The organism is Geobacter pickeringii (assembly GCF_000817955.1).
GTDB classification, from domain to species: domain Bacteria; phylum Desulfobacterota; class Desulfuromonadia; order Geobacterales; family Geobacteraceae; genus Geobacter; species Geobacter pickeringii.
The window spans coordinates 3420464-3442890 of sequence record NZ_CP009788.1; the positions used below are offsets into that span (position 1 = coordinate 3420464).

Genomic DNA, 22427 nt, shown 5'->3' on the forward strand with positions numbered 1-22427 from the left:
TTGCCTTCCGTCGTCCGCGATGGCGCCCCAGGAGCGACCATGAAACGAAAAGCACTCGCCCTCCTCTCGGGAGGTCTCGACTCCACCCTTGCGGTCAAGGTCATGCTTGAGCAGGGGATCGAGGTTGAGGCCCTCAATTTCACCTCGCCATTCTGTACCTGCACGGCCAAGAGCGCCGGCTGCAAGTCCGAAGCGGTCCGCGTCGCCGAGGAATTCGGCATTCCAATCAAGATCATGAACAAGGGGGTGGACTATCTCGAAGTGGTCCGCAACCCGAGGCACGGCTACGGCAAGGCGATGAATCCCTGCGTCGACTGCCGGATATTCCTGCTCAGAAAGGCCAAGGAGTACCTGGCCGCAAGCGGTGCCGACTTCGTCATCACGGGGGAGGTTCTCGGTCAGCGTCCCATGAGCCAGCGCCGCGACACCCTCCGGGTGATCGAGCGGGAAAGCGGGCTGGAAGGACTTCTCCTTCGCCCCCTCTCGGCCAAGCATTTCGAACCGACCCTGCCGGAGCGCGAGGGATGGGTCGACCGCGAGCAGCTCCTCGCCATTCAGGGGCGCTCTCGCAAGGAGCAGATGCAGCTTGCCGACGAACTCGACGTGAAGAACTACCCTTGCCCGGCGGGGGGGTGCCTCCTGACCGAAGTTTCCTTTGTCTCCAAGGTCAAGGATGTGTTCGCCCACTCGGACCAGCTCAACCTGCGCGACTTCCGCCTCCTCAAGGTCGGCCGCCATTTCCGCGTCGGCCCCCGGACCAAGGCCCTCATCGGCCGGAACGAAGCGGAGAACGAGCTCCTTTCCCACAGCCTGCAGGCCGGGGAGGCGGCCTTCCGCTGGCTCGACGGCGGGAGCCCCCTCGGGGTTCTCATGGGCACCGTCACCGATGAGCTGCTTGACGCCGCAGCAAAGATCCTCCTCCGGTATACCAAGGCCGAACCGGGCCAGCCGTGTGCCGTCAAGGTGGTGGTGGACGGCGCTGAACGGCACCTCAGCGTCTCCAACGATTTTGCCGACCCCGAGATCGAACCCTTCAGGATCTGACGGCCCCGCCTGATCGGAGCACGCCGCAAACGCGAGAGGGCGGGAACAGGTCCCGCCCTCTCATCATTTCTTCTCCATCTCCTGAGTGCCGCCACCCACCGAGGCGGTGCCTCCCTGCCCGTCTCCGCCAGGCGCTCCTTCCGGAGCCGGTTGCGAAGCCGGCGGCAGCGGCTCCCCCTCCTTCTTCGGCTCCTCCCCCGCTCCGGGGAGGGTGGCCGAAGACGTATTCCTGAAGGTCGTCTCTTCCTGCTTGATGCTTGCATCAACCTTCCGCTGAAGGCCCGCCACGTTGGGTAGCTGCTGCAACGCCTGCCGGTACTCGCCTTCCGAAAGGACCCCCTTGCCGCGCAGGAGACGGAGGATCATGTCCGAGCGCTTCACGACCTTATCGAGATTCTTGTACGGGTTATACGCGACGCGGGGACCGGGAAGCATGGCGGCCAGAAACGCACACTCGCGGGGGGTCAGGGCCGATGCCGGCTTGCCAAAGTAGTAGCGCGCCCCGTGGCCGACCCCATAGACCATCGGTCCCAGCTCCACCACATTCAGATAGAGCTCGATGATCCGCCCCTTCGTCAGCTCTTCCTCCATCCGCCTCGCGAGGACGATCTCCTTGATCTTGCGTGAAATCGTCTTTTCCCGGGAGAGGAAGAGATTCTTTGCCACCTGCTGGGTTATGGTGGATGCCCCCCGGGCAAAACTCTTCTTTTCCAGGTCGTACTTGATGGCGTTCTTGAGGGCCTTTACGTCAACCCCCTCATGCTTGTAGAAATTAGCATCCTCGGCAACGATCACCGCCCATTTCATCTCCGACGGTATGGCTCCCGACGGGGTCCAGTAGCGGTTCTTCGGGCCGACGGTGAACGGATGGTATTCGCCCTGCCAGTCCTTGACCTGGATCGTCAGATTGGTCTTGCGGTTCTGGAGGATTCCCACGGAGGGAAGAAACATGAGCGACACACCGATATAGCAGCCGTAGGCGATCACCAAAACGGCGGCGACAAGTGCTGTTTTTTTCATTGTTCCCACTGTGTCGTTTCCTCCTGCAGCCCGCGACTCCCGGTCCCCCTGCGCCGCACGAGAGCCATCTCGGTAGCCATCTCAATGGCAGCAACCATGCTTCGCTCCGATGCCGTCCCCGTCCCTGCCAGATCATAGGCAGTACCATGATCGACCGACGTGCGGATGATCGGGAGACCAAGGGTCACATTGACGCCATCGTCAAAGTGGAGAAGCTTCAACGGGATGAGTCCCTGGTCGTGATACATGCAGACGACGGCATCATAGTCGCCCCGGGCGGCAAAATGAAAGAGCGTATCGGCCGAAAGGGGGCCGATGGCGTCGATTCCTTCGCGCCGTGCCGCAGCCACCGCGGGGGCGATGGCGGTCCGCTCTTCGTCGCCAAACAATCCCCCTTCCCCGCAGTGGGGATTGAGGGAGAGCACCGCGATGCGCGGATGGGGACGGAAGTAGCGCTGCACATCCCGATTGGTGATCCGGATGGTGGCGAGCACCCGCTCCCGCGTCACGAGTCGCGGGACCTCTGCCAGCGCCACATGGATCGTGACGAGCGTGACCTTGAGCCGCTTTCCGGCAAGCATCATCACGTAGTCGTCTGTGCCGGTCAGCTCCGCCAGCAGCTCTGTATGGCCCGGATAGTGGTGGCCAGCACGATTGAGCGCCTCCTTGTTGATCGGCGCCGTCGCCATCCCATCGGCTATCCCTGCCTGGCAAAGACGCGCCGCCTCGGTGATGCTGCGAAACGTCGCCTCTCCCCCTGCCAGAGACGGTTTACCGAATACCATATCATCGGGTTGAAGCGCGGCGACCTCCCGAAGATAGAGCACTCCGGCCTCCCATTGTTGGGGGAGATCGCTTCCGACCGGCTGGATAACGAGATTCGCCCCGGTAACGGCAAGGGCCCGTTCCAAGGCTCCCCGTACTCCAAGAACGAGGGGGCGGCACCTCGCACTGATGTCAGCCCACGCCAGCGCCTTCACGATTATCTCTGGACCTATGCCAGATGGATCACCCATGGTGACGGCGACGAGGGGCAACTGATCTTTCATGGCGTTCTCCACTATCTCACCATCGCAACGCGCGCTTCGGCAAAAAAAAAGAGCGGCTCTGCCGCTCTTTTCAGATAATGTCTGTCCTGTTCTACTTACGGGCCGCCTTGGAGGCCACCTGCATCCGGATGGTGGCACGCTCGAGGGCGGCTTCCATCACCCGATAATCCTTGTCTTCGATGGTAAGCTTCTTCAGCGCCTCCTCAGCGCGACCAAGTGCAGCCTTTGCCCGCTGAAAGTCGATCTCATCGGCCCGCTCGGCGGTTTCGACAAGAACGATAGCCTTGTCGTCCTTCACCTCGAGGTACCCCCAGTTAAGGGCAAGGTGGCTGACGGCACCCCCCTTCTTGTAGCTGAGTTCACCGATTCTCAGAGATGAAAGGAGTGGCGCATGGCCGGGAAGAACGCCGAATTCTCCGAGTGCGCCCGTGGCGGTTATCTCGTCGACCTCTTCAGTCAGGACCTTGCGGTAGGGGGTTACCAGTTCAAGAGTTATCTTTTCAGCCATCTATCGTCATCCTTGCGCCTGCCGACGGATAGCGCCGGCAGGCAGTGAATGGTGGTAATTACGCGGCGAGCTTTTTGGCCTTCTCAATGGCTTCCTCAATGGTGCCGACCATGTAGAATGCCTGCTCGGGAATATCGTCATGCTTGCCGGCCACGATCTCACTGAACCCCTTGATGGTGTCCTTGAGCTCGACGTAGACGCCGGGAGTGCCGGTGAATGCCTCGGCAACGTGGAACGGCTGGGAGAGGAAACGCTGGATCTTCCGGGCACGGACAACGACGAGTTTGTCCTCCTCGGAAAGTTCGTCCATACCGAGAATGGCGATGATGTCCTGGAGGTCCTTGTACCGCTGGAGGACGTACTGAACGTCACGGGCGACCTTGTAGTGCTCGTCTCCCACGACCTGTGGGTCGAGAATCCGGGAAGTTGAGTCGAGGGGGTCAACGGCCGGGTAGATGCCGAGCTCGGCGATTTGACGGGAAAGAACCGTCGTCGCGTCGAGGTGGGCGAAGGCCGTCGCCGGCGCCGGGTCCGTCAGGTCGTCGGCCGGAACGTAGATGGCCTGAACCGAGGTAATGGACCCCTTCTTGGTGGAGGTGATCCGCTCCTGGAGCTCACCCATTTCGGTAGCGAGGGTCGGCTGGTAGCCGACGGCGGAAGGAATCCGGCCGAGGAGCGCGGAAACCTCGGAACCTGCCTGGGTAAACCGGAAGATGTTGTCGATGAAGAGGAGCACGTTCTGGTTCTCTTCATCCCGAAAGTATTCGGCGATGGCGAGGGCGGTCAGCGCAACTCGGGCACGGGCCCCGGGAGGCTCGTTCATCTGGCCGTAAACCAGGGAGGCCTTGTCGATAACCCCGGACTCCTTCATTTCCATCCAGAGGTCGTTCCCTTCACGGGTACGCTCGCCAACCCCGGCGAAAACCGAGAAGCCACCGTGCTGCTTGGCGATGTTGTTGATGAGCTCCATGATGAGAACGGTCTTGCCGACGCCGGCGCCGCCGAAGAGGCCGATCTTGCCGCCCCGGGCGTAGGGAGCGAGCAGGTCGACGACCTTGATGCCGGTGGTGAATGCCTCAACCTTGGTGGACTGATCCTCAAAGGCGGGAGCCGAACGGTGGATACCATATTCCTTCTCGGCATTAACCGGGCCCATCTCGTCAACAGGCTCACCCACAACGTTCAGAATGCGGCCGAGGGTCTTGCGGCCGACGGGAACCGAAATCTGCTTGTCGGTGTCAAGGACCTCCTGACCTCTCACGAGACCGTCAGTGGAATCCATAGCGATGGTCCGAACCGCATTCTCACCCAGGTGCTGGGCAACCTCGAGCACCAGGTTGTACTCGCGGTCGTCGATGGACGGATTGGTGACCTTGAGAGCATTGTAGATTGCCGGCAGCTTGCCTGGCTCAAACTCGACGTCGACGACGGCGCCGATGACCTGCGAAATTTTTCCGATGTTCTGGCTCATTGTACCCTCTTCCTCCTGCGGCCGCGTTTGGCCTCTCGTTTCTATTCGAACAATTAGTTGTTATCCCTTGATCGATTCAGCGCCGGAAATGATCTCCATCAGTTCCTTCGTAATGGCTGCCTGCCGCGCCCTGTTGTACTGCAGGGTCAGCTTGCCAATCATCTCGGTGGCGTTTTTGGAAGCGCTGTCCATCGCAGTCATCCGCGCGCCGTGCTCGGCGGCCACGGACTCGAGGAGTGACCTGAAGATCTGGACTTCGACGTGCTTCGGCAGGATTTCCTGGAGAAGTTCGCCCTTGGACGGCTCATAAATATACTCGGGTGCGTACTCGTCCTCTTCCGAGACCGGAGGAACGATCGGCAACAACTGCGTCAGGGTGATGTCCTGAGACATAACGCTGCGGAACGCGTTGTAGAGAACAAAGACCTCGTCGTACTCTTCCGCGAGGAAACCATCGATGACCTCGCGTGCTATCAGCGCTGCCACTTGGTAGTTGGGGCTTGAGAGCACGTTCGCATGATTCTTCCAGACGTTATGCCGATTCTTCAGGAAGTCGTGACCTTTACGACCGATCGTCAGTACGCTGATTTCGGCATATTCACCCTTCTTTTCCTTCAGAAAGCGCTCGGCGGTCTTGCAGATGTTCGCATTGAACCCGCCGCAGAGCCCCCGGTCCGAGGTCACGACGATAAGAAGCGCTTTCTCAGCCATCCGCTTCTGGAGAAGCGGAATTCCCTCCACGTCGCTGCTCTTGGCGAGCCGCTCGAGAACTTCGCCCAGCTTCTGGGCATAGGGACGGGCAGCAACCACGCTTTCCTGGGCCCGGCGGAGCTTGGCCGCCGAGACCATCTTCATGGCTTTGGTGATCTGCCGGGTATTTTTGACAGACGTGATACGTTTTTTTATCGCTTTGAGGCTTGGCATGGGCGAAGCACCGTCCTTGTTTTACGCGGTAAATTCCTTCTTGAACTCGTCGAGCGCTCCGGCAATCTTGGCCTTCAGCTCGTCATCGATGGCCTTCTTCTCGCGCAGTTCGGCGAGAATGTCAGACTTCCTCGTATCGAAGAAGCTCAACAGCTCCGCCTCATAACGCTTGAGGACCGAAACGGCATAATCGTCGACGTAGCCATTGTTGGCCGCGAAAATGACGAGAACCTGTTTTTCGAAGGGGAGCGGACGATACTGCGGCTGCTTGAGGATCTCAACCAGACGCTCGCCGCGAGCGAGCTGCATCTGGGTCGCCTTGTCGAGGTCTGAACCAAACTGGGCGAACGCCGCCATCTCGCGGTATTGGGCGAGGTTGAGACGGAGCGTACCGGCAACCTGCTTCATTGCCTTGGTCTGAGCGGCACCACCGACGCGGGAAACCGAGAGACCGACGTTGATGGCCGGACGAACGCCCGAGTAGAAGAGATCCGTCTCAAGGTAGATCTGGCCGTCGGTGATCGAGATAACGTTGGTCGGGATGTACGCCGAGACGTCGCCGGCCTGGGTCTCAATGATCGGCAGCGCCGTGATGGAGCCCGCCCCGCAGTCGTCGGAAAGCTTGGCGGCGCGCTCCAGAAGACGGCTGTGGAGGTAGAAGACGTCGCCGGGGTATGCTTCGCGTCCCGGCGGACGACGAAGGAGAAGCGAAAGCTGCCGGTAGGCAACGGCCTGCTTGGAAAGGTCATCGTAGATGATGAGGGCATGCTTGCCACCATCGCGGAAGTACTCGCCCATGGTAACACCGGTGTACGGTGCGATGAACTGAAGCGGTGCCGGCTCGGAGGCGGTGGCGGCGACAACGATGGTATAATCCATCGCGCCGTGCTCCTGAAGCTTCGACACGACCTGCGCAACCGTCGAACGCTTCTGGCCGATGGCGACGTAGATGCAGATGACGTCGCCGCCCTTTTGGTTGATGATGGTATCGATGGCAACGGCAGTCTTGCCGGTCTGACGGTCGCCGATGATGAGCTCACGCTGCCCGCGGCCGATCGGCACCATTGCATCGATCGCCTTGAGGCCGGTAGCCATCGGCTGATGAACCGACTTCCGCTTGACGATGCCGGGGGCTTTCACCTCCACCTTCCGGAAGTTATCACTGTTGATGGGGCCCTTGCCGTCGATGGGTTGGCCGATGGCGTTCACGACACGACCGACCAGCGCCTCGCCGACCGGAACCTCGACGATGCGGCCGGTCCGCTTGACGGAATCGCCTTCTTTGATCTCCTCAAAGTCGCCGAGGATGGCGGCACCGACGTTATCCTCTTCAAGGTTGAGGACCATGCCGGAAACCCCGCCGGGGAACTCCAGAAGCTCACCCGCCATGGCCTTGTCGAGACCGTGGATACGGGCGATACCGTCGCCGACGGAGATAATGGTGCCGGTTTCGGCAACCTCTACCTCTTTGCCGTACTCTTTAATCTGCTTCCTGATAATCTCGCTGATTTCTTCCGCTCTGATTTCCATGGAACCTCTCACCCCTTCTGTAATATATCCCTAATCCTGTCAAGCTGGGTTCGTACGCTGCCGTCGAATACCTTGTCGCCAATCTTGGTAACCACTCCCCCAATCAGGGAGGGATCAACCTTGACGGAAAGTACAACCTTTTTGCCGGTGGCCTTGGAGAGCGCCGACTTCATCTCCTCAACCTGGGCGTCGTCGAGGGAAACGGCTGACACGAGGACCGGCCGGACTACTCCCGACAACTCATCGGCGAAAGACTCATAGCTCTGAACGATCTGGGGAAGACAGCCGATGCGCCCCCGGTCGAGAAGCACCTGAAGAAAATTCGCAACGCTACCCGACAGACTCAACTTGGCGATCACATCCTTGAGGATTTCCCGTTTAGCCTCAATTCGGTAGGCAGGACTTCCGAGGATCAGACGAAGGTCGGCACTGGTTCCCAGCACCGCGGCAGCCCGGGCGAGTTCGGCGCCGAACCGATCCACCGCCCCCTCTTCCGCCCCAAGCTGCACCAGAGCCTTGGCGTAGCGACGTGCAATTGCGTTCGAGATCAATGTAAATTCTCCACCTTCGTAAGATAGTCTTTCACAAGCCGATCCTGGTCATCCTTCGAGATCTTCTCCCGGATCGCCTGCTCGGCCATTTGAACGGCGAGGCGGGCCGCCTCGTCACGAAGCTCGGCCTTCGCCTTCAGAATCTCCTGATTCGCAGTGGCGGCAGCCTGTTCACGAATCTTTTCCGCAGCGGATTTCGCTTCGGCAACTATCCGCTCCTTTTCCAGCTCACCTTCCCGGCGGATCGCGGCATAGATCTCATCGACTTCATTGTTTGCCGTTTCGAGCTTCTCGCGATACTCGGCAAGCTTACGCTCTGCCGCATCCCGAGCCGTCTCCGCATCGCGGAGCGCTTTCTCGATGGTTGCAGTACGGTCGCCCAGTGCCCCCTTGACGTTCGCCTTCTTAAGCGCCCAGACAAGAAGCGCGATCAGGGCGGCAAAGTCGATGACCCGCCACATGAAGTCCTTGAGCTGCTTGCCGGTATCGACATGATGGGCGCCCTCGCCCCCCTCGGAGGCAAACCCCAGCGCCGCCAGGCCGGCAAGCGCGAGGCAGAACACCGCCATCGTCACCACGGGCCGAACCAGCCCTCTGTACCCTCTCGCATTCGCCATCTTACAGACTCCTCCCAAGAACTTTCTCGCAGATTTCAAGCGACAGGGAGCGGGCCTGCTCCTTCAACAGCTCCTTTGCCTCGGTGGCTTCCTTGGCAACTCGGTTTTTGATCGCCAAGAGAGAATCGGTTGCTTCAGCACGGGCGCGCTCAAGACAAACCGCCTGCTCCTGCTGCGCCTCCTTCCGAAGCGCTTCGCGCTCCTCGCCGGCCTTGGCCTTGACCTCACGCAGACGCGCCTCGTAGAGGGCTACCTTCGCCTGCACCTCCTGGTCCACCGCGGCGGCACGATCTTTCGCGCCGCCAATCTGCGCCTTACGATCGGCAATCACCTTCCTGATCGGCTTGTAAAGGAGGATGTTCAGCACCAGCATCAGCACCAGGAAGTTCACCAGTTGAATGACAAAGGCAAGATCCAAACTTATCACGCTACCACCCCGTCGAGTTTTATGAATAGATTTTGTATACAGTATGCAATTACTGACGTATCAAAAAAAAATACGGTCGTTGGGCCGCAAATAGACGTTAGCTACCACAGGCCAACAACCATGTCAAGCCTTTTATATGATTTACACTATCTAGATATTGCGTAAACCCGGTCTGCGCAAGGGTCTTTAGCCAAGAAGAAGTTCCACGAGCCGTGTCAGTTCCTCCTGCCCGCTGAACGCAATCTCGATGCGCCCCCCCTTGCCGCTGCGACGCACGGCGACCTTGGCCATGAAGCGCCGCTGAAGCTGCTCGACAAGATCGGAGCCATGGACATCGCTTCGCGCACTCACCCGCGGCCGGGGAGCAGACCGGGCCCGCTTCACCAGCGCTTCTGCTTCGCGCACCGTAAGGTTGCCGCGGACGATGGCCTCGCGCGCTTCCCGCTGTTGTTCGCCACTCTCGAGCGCCAGCAGTGCCCGAGCGTGCCCCATGGCGAGGCGCTCTTCCACGATATCCCTCTTCAGCTCCGGGGAAAGCTTAAGCAGCCGCAGGGAGTTGGCAACGGTGGAGCGGTCTTTCCCCACCCGCTTCGCCAGCTCTTCCTGGGTGAGGCCGAATGTTTCCATCAACGCGTGGTAGGCCTCCGCCTCTTCCACGGCATTGAGATCCTCCCGCTGAATATTCTCGATGAGCGCCATTTCCAGCGCCGTGTCTTCGGAGACGTCCTGGATGACCACCGGGACTTCGCGCAACTCCGCCTTCTGGGCGGCACGCCAGCGGCGTTCGCCGGCGATCAGTTCGTAGTGGTCCCCCTTCCTGCGGACCACCAGCGGCTGGATAATCCCCTTTTCGCGGATCGAGGCGGCCAACTCTTCGAGCTTTTCAGGAACAAAGGTCTTGCGGGGCTGGTTCTTGTTGGGCCGGATCTCTTCGATCGGACAGGAGAAGTAACGTTTCCCCTCCTCCTCGACCACCGGGAGCAGCGCGGCCATCCCCTTTCCAAGGCCGGTCTTCTTAACCATTGCGCGCCTCCCGCTCCATGAGTTCTTTCGCAAGCTCCATGTAGGTGACCGCCCCCTTGGAGGTGATGTCATACAGGATGATGGGGCGGCCGTGGCTCGGTGCCTCGGAAAGCCTGACGTTGCGGGGAATGACGGTCTCGAATGCCAGATCCTTGAAGTGGCCCCGGATTTCTTCGCTCACCTGGCGGGCGAGATTGTTTCTGCCGTCGTACATGGTAAGCAGGATTCCTTCGATTCCGAGCGCCGGATTGAGCCCCTTCTGGACGAGCTTGATGGTCTTGATGATCTGTGACAGTCCCTCCATGGCATAATACTCGCACTGGAGCGGAATGAGCACAGAATCGGCAGCAGTCATGGCATTGACGGTGAGCAGGCCGAGCGACGGGGGGCAGTCGATGAGGATGTAGTCATAGCGGTCGTCGAGGCGGGAGAGGGCCTGCTTGAGTTTCCACTCGCGCCCTTCCGTCACGACCAGTTCCAGCTCTGCGCCGGCCAGATCGGTGGTGGACGGAAGGAGCTCCAGAAAGGCCAGATCGGTCGGGATCACGAGGGAGGCGGGATCCGCGTCGTTTATGATCGCATCGTAGACCGATTCGGCAAGCCCCCCCTTGTCGATGCCGACACCGCTGCCGGCATTCCCCTGGGGGTCCATGTCCACGAGCAGCGTCCGCTTCTCGGCAGCCGCGAGCGACGCCGCGAGGTTCACCGCGGTGGTGGTCTTGCCGACCCCCCCCTTCTGGTTCGCAATGCATATTTTTTTGGCCATTGGTTTGTCGTCTTCGTGAACTGGTGAGGGGTGGGCGGCATTTCCCGGAAGCGAGTGATAGTTACCACACTCTCCCCCGTTTGTGAAGGGATTTTTACCCCCGCTTCAGCGGACAGATACCGGGGCGCTTTTGGCGGGCGACCTCTTCGGCAAAGAATTTGACTTTGGTCAAACCGGGACGGAAGCGCAGCGGGTACTATGGAAGAAAAACATCGAGGAAGGCATTGCATATGCTCAGAAAATTAGTTGTTGCAGGGCTGATGATCGGCTCCGCCGCCGGGAGTGCCTGGGGCGGCATGTTCGAATGCAAGGAGTGCCACAGCAAGAAGCCCGGCATGGTCCGGATGCACCAGGCGCTGCAGGGTCGCGGCTGTTTCGGCTGCCACAAGATGGGAGAACGGCTCATGGGAAAAGGGGAGTCGAAAGACCCGGCCGCCGTGCTGAAACGCCGCGTCACTGATTCGCTCTGCATTGAGTGCCACAAGAAATGACCAGGACCCCCCCTGGGCGAGACGTCGCTCAGGGGGCAGCGCCGTCGAGCAGCCCCGCCTCGCGAAGGACCCCGACCAGTTTTTCGCCGTCCAGCGGTTTGGTGAAGTAGTGCGTCACCCCCAGTTCCCGGCACCGCTGGACCTCCACCCCCTCGCACGACGAACTGATCACGATCACCGGGATATCCCTGGTCCGGTCGTTGCTCCTGATCGCCCGGAGCACCTCGATGCCGTCGACCTTCGGCAGCTTCAGATCGAGGAGAACGAGCCAGGGGCCCGCCGCGCTGCGGTCGCGGCTAGAGACTCTGTCGCCAAGAATGAGTGATATCGCCTGTTCCCCGTCCCGGGCGACCACCACCTCCTCCAGCCCCTGGCGACGCAGGGCGCGAAGCTCAAGGAACTCATCGTCGGGATTGTCCTCCACCAGCAGAATCTGTTTCGCCTCCACCCCACCCTCCTGACCATCACGCCGACAGCGTGAATGTGAAGATCGCTCCCTCTCCCACCGCCCCCTCCGCCCACACGTGGCCGCCGTGGCGCCGGACGACCCGCTGCACCGTGGCCAGACCGATCCCCTCCCCTGCAAACTCCCCGTCGGCATGGAGACGCTGGAATGGCCGGAAAAGCCTCCCCGCGTACCGCATATCGAACCCCGCCCCGTTGTCGCGCACAAAGTAGGCCGGCATTCCGTACCGCTGCGTGACGCCGAACTCGATCTCGGCCAGCTCCTTTCCCGACGTGAACTTCCAGGCATTGCCGAGGAGCTTTTCGAGGACTATCCGCAACAGACGCGGATCCCCCCGGGCTGCGATGGAGAGCGGAACGGTGAACCGCACCACGCGCCGAGGGTGGTTCCGATGAAGCTCCTCGATGATGGTGCCGGCGAGTTTACCCAGGTCGACTTCCTGCACCGCCAGCTCCTCCCGGCCGATCCTGCTCAGCTCGAGAAGCGCATCGACGACCCGGCGGAGATCGATGCCGATACGGCAGATCCGCTCCACGTAGAACCGGGACCGTGCATCCAGAACATCGGCACAGTCCTCGAAGAGCCCGCGGCCAAACCCTTCGAGCCGTGCCAGATGCCCGCGGAGATCGTGGGAAACCGCGTGGCAGAACTCCTCCATCTCCCGGTTCGACTGCTCCAGCTCGGCGGTGCGCTGCCGCACCCGCCGCTCCAACTCGCGGTTGAAGGTGCGCATCTCCTCCTCGGCGCGCTTCACCTCGGTGATGTTCTCGTGCACCACGGCGAGCCGATCCGACATCCCCCCGTCGACACGGGTGGCCCGGACCTGAAACCATCTCTTTTCGTCGGGGCTGTGGCAGGTGTATTCGATGTGGAATTCCGCGCAGCGCCCGGCGGCCAACGCGCGAATCCCCCGGGAGACCGCCCCGGCAATGGCGGCCTCCTCCCCCTCGACGGCATCACAGACCGCCAGGTAATTCTGGCCAACGCCGTGACCCTCCCCCCGGAACCCATTTTCATCGGCAAAACGGCGCCATGCGCGGTTCACCGCCAGGATCACGCCACTGCTCTCCAGAATCGCCACGTGTGCGGAGAAGGCGTCGATGGCGGCGTGAAAAAACTGCTCCGACAACCGGAGCGCACCGTCGGCCCCGCACGCCCCTTCGGGCGTCGAACCAACGGTCTCTTCCGGCCCGGCGCCGTTGTGCTTCTCCGTGAGCCGGTCCCACTCGAAGCAGAAGCCCCACTCCACCAGCTCGAAAAACCGGCCGAGGGAATGGGCACACCGCTCCATCACCACCCGGCTGAGTCCCCTCTCCTGCATGAGATCGAGGCAACTCCGGCGACAGCACTTCATGAAACTGAGGAACGCCCGGAGAGTGACTCCCCCGGCCCGACAGCGACGGACCTCTTCCGCGCCGAAAGCGAAGGCGGGGTTCCGGGAGTAATCGATGCCACAGTCGAAGGGGGGGAGCGACGCCCCACCCCCCAAGGACTGAGCGAGGGAATGGTAAAGGCCGTCGGCAGAACGCCGCCACGGCTCCTCGCCGACAGGGACGTCCCCGATGCAGCCAAGCTCCCGCCCATACCGGAGAGCCCGTTCCGCCAGCCATTCCCCGTTCTCGGCAACAAGCCTCTCAAGGGGAAGCGCTTTCATGATGGACCTCCCCCTTCCCGCCACGGAAAGAAGCGCCCCGCCGGGACCGGGACTGGCGCCACTACCGACTACCGGTTTCTTTGAAAAATCTTATGCTCTGAGAAATCTTACGGCAAAATGCACCCTTTGCAAATCCGGGCGACGCGACCACGTTACCCTTTCCTGAGCACCCGCTTGTCTCCGACGCGGATCGTCACCTTTTCCTGGTCGAAATACTCGAGCAGCGGAATCATGAACTTGCGGGAAAGCCCCGTGATCTCCCGGAACTCGGGGGGGGTGATCTCCCCCTTCTCCCTCAGGAGGGCGACGAGCTGCTCCCGCAGCGCCGCCAGTGGCTCCGGGGCATAGAAGAGATCCCCCTTCACCTTCTTTGCCCTCCCCCCCCGCACCAGGACGGCCAGGTGCTCCAGAAGGTCCTTTTCGCCACAGCGAAGCGCCTCGCACAGCTCCTTCACCGTCGGGGGCTCCGCCCCCCCCCGCGTCAGGGCCGTTTCAATCCGCGCCTGGAACCCCGCCTGGTCGACGGTTGCAGCTCCCTTCCGGCCGGGGAGCTTGACGAGCTCCCGATCGACCACCACCTTCCCCTCCCGTTCCAGGGCCTGGAGGAGCGGACCGAAAAACCGTGGATCGCTCCGCCGGGGGAGACGGGTCTTGAGCTCTTCCTTCCCGATGCCGTCCTTGAGGGTGTTGTCCCGCAGATACCCTTCCACCTCGCCGAGCAGGAGCTCCTTCAGCGCCCCGAAGGAGGTGCGGGAGAGGAAGATGCGTGGCTCGCGCACCGCCTGGACCACCTCGCCGGCGGAAAGCAGGGCGGCAAGGGCAGCGTCGCACCGTTTGGCGGCAACCCCGCTCCGGACCGCGATCTCTTCCAGCGCCACGCCGGAGAGGAGGCTTCCCGCCACGAGCTCGCGCACCTTCTCCGTATCGCTCCCCCCCCCCAGGGCACCGAGGAGCTCCAGCGCCTCGGCGGAGCGACGCCGGTGCCGGGGAGGCATCGGGTCGAGGACCCGCCCGCCGCCGACGGTTGCCGCAGGGGAATAGGAGCGCAGGACAAAGGGGTCGCCGGGGAGGAGGAGCACCGGCGACTTGAGGCGGAGCTGGACAAAGGCCGATTCCCCCGGCGGGAGGAGGTCGCGGTCGAGGAGTATCACCTGGGCGGGAACCTCGTAGGTGGCCGAATGGAGGCGCAGGGTCGCCCGGTGCCGGAGCTCCTTCGGCGCCGAGGGGAGGTAGTCGAGGCGGGCATCCACGGCGCGGGTGGTGCGGTATACCCCCCGGGGAACGACGATATCGCCGCGCGCCACCTCCCCATGCTCCACCCCCTGGAGGTTCACCGCCACCCGCTGCCCCGCAGTGGCGGACTCCCCCTTCCTGCCGTGGGTCTGGACCCCCCGCACCCGGGCCTGGCGCCCCGACGGCAGGAGCTCCACCTCGTCACCGACCCGGATCTCCCCCGCCAGCAGGGTGCCGGTCACGACGGTGCCGAAACCGGTAACGGTGAAGACCCGGTCGATGGGGAGCCGAAACGGCCCCTCCCCCTTCCGCTCCTCGGCCTCGGCCCCAGCCGCGCCAGCTCCCCCCGCAGTTCGTCCAGCCCCGCGCCGGTCCGGGACGACACCGGCACCACCGGCGCCCCCGCCAGAAAACTCCCGGCCAGGTACTCCCGCACCTCCTCGGCCACGAGGCCGAGCCACTCGGGGTCCACCATGTCGCTCTTGGTGAGCGCCACGACCCCCCTGCTGACCCCGAGGAGCTGGCAGATCTCCAGATGTTCGCGGGTCTGGGGCATCACCCCCTCGTCGGCGGCAATGACGAGCATCACGAGATCCATCCCCCCCACCCCCGCCACCATGGTCCGGACAAAGCGCTCGTGCCCCGGCACGTCGACGATGCCGAACTGGATCCCTCCCGGCAGCTCCAGATGGGCAAAGCCGAGTTCGATGGTGATGCCGCGCTTCTTCTCCTCCGGGAGCCGGTCGGTGTCGATGCCGGTCAGGGCCCGGACGAGGGAGGTCTTGCCATGGTCGATATGGCCGGCGGTACCGAGAATGAGATGTTTCATGTCCGCTCCTGATCCTTGAATTGCAGCCGATAGAGCCGGCTGTACAGCCCGCCGGCGGCCAGCAGCTCCCGGTGGGTCCCCTCCTCGACCTTCTCCCCCCGGTGGATGACGGCGATCCGGTCCGCATCCCGGACCGTGGAGAGCCGGTGGGCAACCACCAGGGAAGTCCTGCCGGCCATGAGCCCCCGTAACCCCTCCTGGATCAGCCGCTCGCTGGCCGAATCGACACTGGCGGTCGCCTCGTCGAGGACGAGGATCTCGGGATCGAAGGCGACGGCGCGGGCAAAGGAGATGAGCTGGCGCTCCCCGGCGGAGAGGTTTGCCCCCCGCTCCCGCACCTCTTCGTCGTAGCCGTTGGGGAGCGCCCGGATGAAGCGGTCGGCCCCGACGAGGCGGGCGGCCTCCTCGACCCGGCGCGCGGCCCCCTCGTCGCCGAGGGAGATATTGAAGGCAACCGTTCCGCTGAAGAGGTACGGCTCCTGGAGGACGACCCCGATCCGTCGGCGAAGCCCGTCCAGCGAGAGTTCCCGGATGTCCGTGCCGTCAAACCGGATGCTCCCGCGGTTCACGTCGTAAAAGCGGGAGAGGAGGCGGGTAACCGTGGTTTTCCCCCCGCCGGTCTCACCGACAAGGGCCACCGTCTCCCCCCGCCGCACCGTGAGGGTGAAATCGCGCAGGACATACTCCTTGTCCCGGTAGGCGAACCAGACGTCCTGGAATTCGATCGTAGAGACCGGCCGGCCGGCGGGAACCTGCCGTTCCACGTCCCCCGCCGGCGGCAGAATGGCGACGGTGTCTCCTCCCGTGTCGAGGAGGTTGAAGATCCGCTCCAGCGCCGCCATCGCCCCCTGCATGATCGAATACTTGGCGGAGAGATCCCGGATGGGGCCGAAAAACTTTTCGATGTACTGGATGAAGGCGACCAGGGCGCCGAAGGTGAGTGCCCCCCGGGCGATCTCGCCGCCGCCGTACCAGACGATGAGCCCCACCGCCACCGAGGAGAGGGCCTCCACCAGGGCGTAGAGCGAGGCATCCCAGGTGATGACCGGCAAATTGGCGTCGCGGTAGGCGGCGTTGAGCCGGGTGAACTCCCGGCGCTCGGTGGCCTGGCGGTTGAAGAGCTGCACGATGGCCATGCCGCCAATGGTCTCCGCTAGGAAGGTGTTGAGGGTTGCCAGGCGGGCGCGGACCTCCCGAAACGCCGTCCGCATCCTCACCCGGAAGGTGAAGGCGACCCAGACGAGGAGCGGCAGGACCGAGAAGGTGACGAGGGAGAGGGTGGGGTTCATCCAGAGCATGACGCCGATGATGCCGGCGAGGAAGAGGATGTCCCCCACTACGGTGATGATGCCGGCGGCAAACATCTCGCCGAGAACCTCCACGTCGCTGGTGAGTCGCGTCACGAGGCTGCCGGTGGGGGTCCGGTCGAAGAACGGCACCGGGAGCCGCTGGACGTGGGAGAAGAGCTCCAGGCGGAGATCGAACATGACCCGCTGGCCGAGATACTGGAGGAGCCATGCCTCCAGGAAGGTGAGGAGCGATTCCGCCACGATCAGCGCGAAGAAGCCCGCCGCCACCAGCGGCAGCCCCTCCATCCGTCCGGAGACGATGTGGCCGTCGATGGCCACCTTGAGGAGCCAGGGCTGCGCGAGCCGCACCGCGGCGGAGAGGGGGAGCAGTGCCAGCGACACCATGGCGAGGCCGGCGTACGGCCGCACGTAGCGGAGAAACCTCCCCATGAGGTGCCGGTCGTAGGCCTTGCCGACTATCTCGTCTTCATAGGCGTTGCCGTGGTGCATGGCTCTCCCTGGGTGCAACGGACGGCCTCCTGCAGAACGGCCGACGTCTCGCAGGGGCTTCAAACGAAAAAGCCCACGGGTTACCCCATGGGCTCGTCGGCGCAGAGGCGCGGAACCGCCCCTGGGTCATCTCCCCTTTTTCAGGTCGATGAGGATCAGTTTCGCCACTGCTTTCAGGGTCTCAAAAACCCCTTCCCCCGTGGCGGCACAGGCGTCGAAGTCGGGGACCCCCGTGGGATTCAGCTCCCGCCGCAGCTCATCCACCGCCAGCACGCCGGGGAGGTCCCGCTTGTTGTACTGGACCACGTAGGGGAGCTTGTCGAGGTCGTACCCCTGCTCCTTCAGGTTGAACCGGAGGTTTTCGAGGGACTCGATGTTGGCGTCCATCCGCTCTTCCTGGGAGTCAGCCACGAAGACCACGCCGTCGACCCCCTTGAGGATCAGCTTCCGGGAGGCGTCGTAGAATACCTGGCCGGGGACGGTGTAGAGGTGGAAACGGGTCTTGAAGCCACGGATTTCGCCGAGGGCCAACGGCAGGAAGTCGAAGAAGAGGGTCCGCTCCGTCTCCGTGGCGAGGCTGATCATCTTCCCCTTCGCCTCGGGAGCGGTCATCTGGTAGACATACTGGAGATTGGTCGTCTTGCCGCAGAGGCCCGGCCCGTAGTAGACGATCTTGCAGTTGATCTCGCGCGACGCATAGTTAATGAAAGACATCCGCCGTACCTCGGGCTAGCTGAACAGGTTGTCGATATCGTCGTCGGTGATCTCGGCGAAGGGGAACTCCGGCACCCCGCTCCGCTCCTTCTCTTCGGCCTTGCGCATGAGCCGGTCGAAGATGCCGGTCAGCTCTTCCGAGGCCTTTTTTACCCGCAACCGCACCAGCCCCAGGGACGAGCGGCTGTCGAAGATGACCACCAGGATCACCCGGCCGCCGACGATGGAGATGTGGAGGTTGTCCTTCTCCCCCTCGTGGAAGAGGATGGAGAACTCCTTTTCGCCGATCAGCTTGGCGAGGCCGCCGGTGGCGGCAATATTCCCGGCGGTGAGGGAGGCAAGCGACGTCGTGTCGAACCGGTCCGTCTCGCCGACGCCGGAGATGAGCTGGCCGTTCTTGTCGACCAGGAAGATCACCTTGGCGTTGGCTTCCCGGAGGAGTTTATCGATCACGAAGTTAATCTGCTTGAACTCCTCATCGTACATCACCATCTGAGGATAAGCCATGGAACACCTCTTCGCCGGTCGGGCGCGTTCGCAAATGCACACGATGCGTAATCGGCTTGGTTATAACAAACTATCGTCGTCCGTTCAAGGGGATAAAGCCCGGCGGCAGTTCAAACGAAAGGCCCCGGCACAGGATATGCCGGGGCCTTGCTCGCGAAACGGTGCCGGGACGGTTACTTCTTTTCCGCCGGGCAGACCGAGAAGGTCATCTGAGCCATCTTCTCGTAGAGCTCGAAACGGCGGGCATTCCACTCGCTCGCCTGGGCCATGAGGGCGGCAGCGGCCTTCGGATTGGACTTCTTGAGCACCCGGTAGCGGTTCTCGCTGAGGGCGTACTCTTCAAACGAGATGCTCGGCGCCTTGCTGTCGAGCTGGAGCGGATTCTGTCCCTTGCAGGCAAGATCGGGGTTGTAGCGGAACAGGGTCCAGTGCCCGGAAGAAACCGCCTTCTTCTGCTCGTCGACGGCGGTGGTCATGTTGATGCCGTGGGCGATGCAGTGGGCATAGGCGATGATGAGCGACGGCCCGTCGAAGGCCTCCGCCTCCAGGAACGCCTTGATGCACTGGGCCGGGTTGGCCAGCGATACCTTGGCCACGTAGACGGTGCCATAGGCCATGGCGATCATCCCGAGGTCCTTCTTGGGCATCGCCTTGCCGCCGGCGGCGAACTGGGCCACCGCACCGAGGGGGGTCGACTTGGAGGCCTGGCCGCCGGTGTTGGAGTAGACCTCGGTGTCGAGGACCAGCAGGTTCACGTTGCGCCCCGAGGCGATGACGTGGTCGAGGCCGCCGTACCCGATGTCGTAGGCCCAGCCGTCACCGCCGATGCACCAGACCGACTTCTTCACCAGGTAGTCGGCCAGGGTGAGGAGCCGCTTGGCTGCCGGCTCGGGGCAGTCGGCCAGCGCCTTCTTCAGGCCGGCAACCCGCTCCCGCTGCGCCTCGACCCCTGCCTGGGTCGACTGGTCGGCCGTCTTGATCTCGGCCATGACCCCGCGGAAGGAATCGCACGACTTACAGCCGCACTCAAGGAGTTGATCCAGGAGTTCCAGCGCCTGCTCGTTGAACTTGTCCACCGTGAGACGCATGCCGAAGCCGAACTCGGCGTTGTCCTCGAAGAGGGAGTTGGACCACGCCGGACCCCGGCCGTCGGCCCGCTTGGCCCACGGGGTGGTGGGGAGGTTGCCGCCGTAGATGGAGGTGCAGCCGGTGGCGTTGGCGATGAGGGCCCGGTCGCCGAAGAGCTGCGACATCAGTTTCAGGTACGGGGTCTCGCCACAGCCGGCGCAGGCGCCGGAGAACTCGAAGAGCGGCCGCACCAGCTGGCTCCCCTTGAGGGAGTCGAGCTTGAGGAGCGCGAGGTCGGTCTCCGGAAGGGTAAGGAAGAAGTCCCAGTTCTTTGCCTCCTGCTCACGCAGGGGGGGCTGGAACTGCATGTTGATCGCCTTGTGGTTCGGGTCCTCCTTGCTCTTGGCCGGGCAGTTGTGGACGCAGGCGCCGCAGCCGGTGCAGTCCTCGGGGGCCACCTGGAGGGAGAACTTCATCCCCTTGTACTCGGCACCCTTGGCGTCCACCGCCTTGAAGGTGGCAGGAGCCTTGGCCAGGGAGGCGGGGTCGTAGGCCTTCATCCGGATGGTGGCGTGGGGACAGACGAAGGAACAGATGCCGCACTGGATGCAGAGGCTCTCGTCCCACACCGGGATCTCCACGGCGATGTTGCGCTTCTCGTACTGGGAAGTGGCAGTGGGGAAGGTGCCGTCGGCCGGCATCTTGGAGACCGGCACGTCATCGCCGTAGCCGGCGATGATGGTGGCGGTCACGTCCTTCACGAACTCCGGGGCGTGGGCGCCGACCACGGGGGGCTTCTTCAGGGCGCTGGTGGCCGCTGCCGGCACGGCGACTTCGAAGATGTTCTCCAGAGCGGCATCCACCGCCTTGTTGTTCATCTCCACCACCTTCTCGCCCGCCTTGCCGTAGGACTTCTTGATGGCGTCCTTGATGGAGTCGAGAGCGGTCTCCAGCGGGATGATGCCGGAAATCCTGAAGAACGCCGTCTGCATGATGACGTTGATACGGGCGCCGAGCCCGAGCTCCTCGGCCACCTTGATGGCGTTGATGACATAGAGCTTCAGCTTCTTGTCGATGATCTGCTGCTGCACCTCCACCGGCATCCGATCCCACACCTCGTCCTTGTCGAAGGGGGAGCAGAGGAGGAAGGTGGCCCCTTCCTTGGCCTTGGAGAGCATGTCGTACTTCTCCAGGAAGGAGAAGTTGTGGCAGGCCACGAAGTCGGCCTGGTCCACCAGGTACGGGGAGCGGATCGCCTTCTTCCCGAAGCGGAGGTGGGAGGTGGTGATGGTTCCCGCCTTCTTGGAGTCATAGACGAAGTAGGCCTGGGCGTTGTTGTCGGTCCGCTCGCCGATGATCTTGATGGAGTTCTTGTTGGCGCCGACGGTGCCGTCGGAGCCGAGGCCGAAGAACATGGCAGAGTAGATCCCCTCGGCCGGGTTCTTGAACGCCGGGTCGACGGAAAGGCTCGCGTCGGTGACATCCTCGGTGATGCCGACCACGAAGTGGTTCTTCGGCCGGTCGTCCTTCAGGTTGTCGAAGACCGCCTTGGCGTGGGCAGGGGTGAACTCCTTGGAGCCGAGGCCGTAGCGGCCGCCGACGATGGCCGGGTAGCCGGCGAAGGAGGTCTTCCCGTCGGCCATCGCCTCGCCAATGGCGGTGCGGACGTCGAGATAGAGGGGCTCGCCGAGGGAGCCGGGCTCCTTGGTCCGGTCGAGGACAGCAATCTTCTTGACGGTGGCGGGAAGGGCCGCGGCGAAGGCATCCACCGGGAACGGCCGGAACAGGCGGATCTTGACGAGGCCGACCTTCTCCCCTTTGGCCACCAGGGTCTCAACCGTCTCCTGGATGGTGTCGGCGCCGGAGCCCATGATGACGACGACCCGCTCGGCGTCGGGAGCCCCCACGTAATCCACCAGCCGGTACTGGCGGCCGGCCAGCGTGGCGAACTTGTCCATCTCCTCCTGCACGATGCCGAGGGTGGCGGGGTAGTAGGGGTTCACCGTCTCGCGCCCCTGGAAGTAGACGTCGGGGTTCTGGGCGGTGCCGCGCATCACCGGAAAATCCGGGGAGAGGGCGCGCCCCTTGTGGGCTGCAACGAGGGCATCGTCGATCATGGCGCGCATGTCGTCGAAGGTGAGCTCTTCCACCTTCTGCACCTCATGGGAGGTCCGGAACCCGTCGAAGAAGTGGAGGAACGGCACCCGGGCGCGCAGCGTCGCCGCCTGGGCGATGAGGGCAAAGTCCATGACCTCCTGGACGTTGTTGGAACAGAGCATGGCCCAGCCGGTGGAACGGCAGGACATGACGTCGGAGTGGTCGCCGAAGATGGAGAGTGCCTGGGCCGCAATGGCGCGGGCCGAGACGTGGAAGACCGTGGAGGTCAGCTCGCCGGCGATCTTGAACATGTTGGGGATCATGAGGAGGAGCCCCTGGCTCGCGGTGAAGGTGGTGGTGAGGGCTCCTGCCTGGAGTGCGCCGTGGACGGCGCCGGCGGCCCCCCCCTCGGACTGCATCTCGACTACCGAAGGGACCGTCCCCCAGATGTTCTTCTCGCCCATGGCGCTCTTGATGTCGGAAATCTCGCCCATGACCGATGAAGGGGTGATGGGGTAGATGGCGATCACCTCGTTGGTGGCGTGGGCCACGTGGGCGGCGGCGGTGTTGCCATCGATCGTTACCATTTTTCTGCTCATACACTCCTCCTCTTGGAAAGTACGCACAGCCGTAACTGTT

The 22427-nt window shown here is 63.0% G+C and carries 21 protein-coding genes; 2 read left to right on the top strand and 19 right to left on the bottom strand.

The window, feature by feature from the left end; all coding sequences use genetic code 11:
- The first annotated feature begins 39 nt into the window (after window positions 1-39).
- A complete protein-coding gene (locus GPICK_RS15560) occupies window positions 40-1044 on the top strand; it encodes a hypothetical protein (RefSeq protein ID WP_039744756.1) in 1005 nt (334 codons plus the stop codon).
- Between the two features lie 63 nt (window positions 1045-1107).
- Here the strand turns inward: GPICK_RS15560 and GPICK_RS15565 are convergent, their stop codons facing one another.
- The 11 genes from GPICK_RS15565 to GPICK_RS15615 all read right to left on the bottom strand — a co-directional run bounded on the left by GPICK_RS15565 (window position 1108) and on the right by GPICK_RS15615 (window position 10930).
- Complete coding sequence (locus GPICK_RS15565) at window positions 1108-2064, bottom strand: transglycosylase domain-containing protein (RefSeq protein WP_039744758.1); 957 nt, start codon at window positions 2062-2064, stop codon at window positions 1108-1110.
- Window positions 2061-3113, bottom strand: coding sequence for a 4-hydroxythreonine-4-phosphate dehydrogenase PdxA (gene pdxA, locus GPICK_RS15570; RefSeq protein ID WP_052263462.1), 1053 nt, complete (start codon window positions 3111-3113; stop codon window positions 2061-2063). Before pdxA ends, GPICK_RS15565 begins: the two co-directional genes overlap by 4 nt.
- Window positions 3114-3204: 91 nt before the next feature.
- Entirely contained in the window at window positions 3205-3621 is a 417-nt protein-coding gene (locus tag GPICK_RS15575) for a F0F1 ATP synthase subunit epsilon (protein WP_039744760.1), read from the bottom strand.
- Between the two features lie 58 nt (window positions 3622-3679).
- Entirely contained in the window at window positions 3680-5092 is a 1413-nt protein-coding gene (gene atpD, locus GPICK_RS15580) for a F0F1 ATP synthase subunit beta (RefSeq protein WP_039744763.1), read from the bottom strand.
- A 60-nt stretch (window positions 5093-5152) separates the two neighbouring features.
- Window positions 5153-6016, bottom strand: a complete 864-nt coding sequence (gene atpG, locus GPICK_RS15585; RefSeq protein WP_039744765.1) for an ATP synthase F1 subunit gamma — start codon at window positions 6014-6016, stop codon at window positions 5153-5155.
- Window positions 6017-6037: 21 nt separating this feature from the next.
- A complete protein-coding gene (gene atpA / locus GPICK_RS15590; RefSeq protein ID WP_039744766.1) occupies window positions 6038-7546 on the bottom strand; it encodes a F0F1 ATP synthase subunit alpha in 1509 nt (502 codons plus the stop codon).
- An 8-nt stretch (window positions 7547-7554) separates the two neighbouring features.
- Entirely contained in the window at window positions 7555-8097 is a 543-nt protein-coding gene (gene atpH, locus GPICK_RS15595; RefSeq protein ID WP_039744769.1) for an ATP synthase F1 subunit delta, read from the bottom strand.
- Entirely contained in the window at window positions 8094-8714 is a 621-nt protein-coding gene (locus tag GPICK_RS15600) for an ATP synthase F0 subunit B (protein WP_039744771.1), read from the bottom strand. The genes atpH and GPICK_RS15600 overlap by 4 nt, the downstream gene beginning before the upstream one ends.
- A gap of 1 nt (window position 8715) precedes the next feature.
- The gene (locus tag GPICK_RS15605; RefSeq protein WP_039744773.1) at window positions 8716-9141 is read right to left on the bottom strand and encodes an ATP synthase F0 subunit B; all 426 of its coding nucleotides are present in this window, start codon (window positions 9139-9141) and stop codon (window positions 8716-8718) included.
- 186 nt (window positions 9142-9327) lie between these two features.
- A complete protein-coding gene (locus tag GPICK_RS15610; protein ID WP_039744774.1) occupies window positions 9328-10164 on the bottom strand; it encodes a ParB/RepB/Spo0J family partition protein in 837 nt (278 codons plus the stop codon).
- Entirely contained in the window at window positions 10157-10930 is a 774-nt protein-coding gene (locus tag GPICK_RS15615) for a ParA family protein (RefSeq protein WP_039744776.1), read from the bottom strand. The genes GPICK_RS15610 and GPICK_RS15615 overlap by 8 nt, the downstream gene beginning before the upstream one ends.
- A gap of 230 nt (window positions 10931-11160) precedes the next feature.
- Between GPICK_RS15615 and GPICK_RS15620 the strand changes: the two genes are divergently transcribed.
- Window positions 11161-11421: a cytochrome c3 family protein gene (locus GPICK_RS15620; RefSeq protein ID WP_039744778.1), complete on the top strand. Its 261-nt coding sequence runs from the start codon at window positions 11161-11163 to the stop codon at window positions 11419-11421.
- Between the two features lie 28 nt (window positions 11422-11449).
- Here GPICK_RS15620 and GPICK_RS15625 read toward each other — a convergent pair whose 3' ends face one another.
- The 8 genes from GPICK_RS15625 to nifJ form a co-directional block, all read right to left on the bottom strand.
- Entirely contained in the window at window positions 11450-11869 is a 420-nt protein-coding gene (locus tag GPICK_RS15625) for a response regulator (protein ID WP_039744780.1), read from the bottom strand.
- A 16-nt stretch (window positions 11870-11885) separates the two neighbouring features.
- Window positions 11886-13541 (bottom strand): sensor histidine kinase, encoded by a 1656-nt coding sequence (locus GPICK_RS15630; protein WP_039744783.1) that lies wholly within the window; start codon window positions 13539-13541, stop codon window positions 11886-11888.
- Between the two features lie 152 nt (window positions 13542-13693).
- The gene (locus tag GPICK_RS15635) at window positions 13694-15016 is read right to left on the bottom strand and encodes a SelB domain-containing protein (protein WP_330217053.1); all 1323 of its coding nucleotides are present in this window, start codon (window positions 15014-15016) and stop codon (window positions 13694-13696) included.
- On the bottom strand, window positions 15013-15603 hold the full coding sequence (locus GPICK_RS18245) for a GTP-binding protein (protein ID WP_330217054.1): 591 nt from the start codon (window positions 15601-15603) through the stop codon (window positions 15013-15015). The genes GPICK_RS15635 and GPICK_RS18245 overlap by 4 nt, the downstream gene beginning before the upstream one ends.
- A complete protein-coding gene (locus GPICK_RS15640; protein ID WP_039744785.1) occupies window positions 15600-17402 on the bottom strand; it encodes an ABC transporter ATP-binding protein in 1803 nt (600 codons plus the stop codon). Before GPICK_RS15640 ends, GPICK_RS18245 begins: the two co-directional genes overlap by 4 nt.
- A gap of 126 nt (window positions 17403-17528) precedes the next feature.
- On the bottom strand, window positions 17529-18116 hold the full coding sequence (locus GPICK_RS15645) for a GTP-binding protein (RefSeq protein ID WP_039744787.1): 588 nt from the start codon (window positions 18114-18116) through the stop codon (window positions 17529-17531).
- Window positions 18117-18131: 15 nt separating this feature from the next.
- Window positions 18132-18623, bottom strand: a complete 492-nt coding sequence (locus tag GPICK_RS15650; protein WP_039744788.1) for a roadblock/LC7 domain-containing protein — start codon at window positions 18621-18623, stop codon at window positions 18132-18134.
- Between the two features lie 173 nt (window positions 18624-18796).
- The gene (nifJ, locus tag GPICK_RS15655; protein ID WP_039744791.1) at window positions 18797-22387 is read right to left on the bottom strand and encodes a pyruvate:ferredoxin (flavodoxin) oxidoreductase; all 3591 of its coding nucleotides are present in this window, start codon (window positions 22385-22387) and stop codon (window positions 18797-18799) included.
- Window positions 22388-22427 lie beyond the last annotated feature (40 nt).

What these genes read in the sequence shown, in the direction of transcription:
- GPICK_RS15560 (WP_039744756.1), top strand. Translation starts at nt 40, where the DNA reads ATGAAACGAAAAGCACTCGCCCTCCTCTCGGGAGGTCTCGACTCCACC.
- GPICK_RS15565 (WP_039744758.1), bottom strand. Translation starts at nt 2,064, where the DNA reads ATGAAAAAAACAGCACTTGTCGCCGCCGTTTTGGTGATCGCCTACGGC.
- pdxA (WP_052263462.1), bottom strand. Translation starts at nt 3,113, where the DNA reads ATGAAAGATCAGTTGCCCCTCGTCGCCGTCACCATGGGTGATCCATCT.
- GPICK_RS15575 (WP_039744760.1), bottom strand. Translation starts at nt 3,621, where the DNA reads ATGGCTGAAAAGATAACTCTTGAACTGGTAACCCCCTACCGCAAGGTC.
- atpD (WP_039744763.1), bottom strand. Translation starts at nt 5,092, where the DNA reads ATGAGCCAGAACATCGGAAAAATTTCGCAGGTCATCGGCGCCGTCGTC.
- atpG (WP_039744765.1), bottom strand. Translation starts at nt 6,016, where the DNA reads ATGCCAAGCCTCAAAGCGATAAAAAAACGTATCACGTCTGTCAAAAAT.
- atpA (WP_039744766.1), bottom strand. Translation starts at nt 7,546, where the DNA reads ATGGAAATCAGAGCGGAAGAAATCAGCGAGATTATCAGGAAGCAGATT.
- GPICK_RS15600 (WP_039744771.1), bottom strand. Translation starts at nt 8,714, where the DNA reads ATGGCGAATGCGAGAGGGTACAGAGGGCTGGTTCGGCCCGTGGTGACG.
- GPICK_RS15610 (WP_039744774.1), bottom strand. Translation starts at nt 10,164, where the DNA reads ATGGTTAAGAAGACCGGCCTTGGAAAGGGGATGGCCGCGCTGCTCCCG.
- GPICK_RS15615 (WP_039744776.1), bottom strand. Translation starts at nt 10,930, where the DNA reads ATGGCCAAAAAAATATGCATTGCGAACCAGAAGGGGGGGGTCGGCAAG.
- GPICK_RS15620 (WP_039744778.1), top strand. Translation starts at nt 11,161, where the DNA reads ATGCTCAGAAAATTAGTTGTTGCAGGGCTGATGATCGGCTCCGCCGCC.
- GPICK_RS15630 (WP_039744783.1), bottom strand. Translation starts at nt 13,541, where the DNA reads ATGAAAGCGCTTCCCCTTGAGAGGCTTGTTGCCGAGAACGGGGAATGG.
- GPICK_RS18245 (WP_330217054.1), bottom strand. Translation starts at nt 15,603, where the DNA reads ATGAAACATCTCATTCTCGGTACCGCCGGCCATATCGACCATGGCAAG.
- GPICK_RS15640 (WP_039744785.1), bottom strand. Translation starts at nt 17,402, where the DNA reads ATGCACCACGGCAACGCCTATGAAGACGAGATAGTCGGCAAGGCCTAC.
- GPICK_RS15645 (WP_039744787.1), bottom strand. Translation starts at nt 18,116, where the DNA reads ATGTCTTTCATTAACTATGCGTCGCGCGAGATCAACTGCAAGATCGTC.
- GPICK_RS15650 (WP_039744788.1), bottom strand. Translation starts at nt 18,623, where the DNA reads ATGGCTTATCCTCAGATGGTGATGTACGATGAGGAGTTCAAGCAGATT.
- nifJ (WP_039744791.1), bottom strand. Translation starts at nt 22,387, where the DNA reads ATGAGCAGAAAAATGGTAACGATCGATGGCAACACCGCCGCCGCCCAC.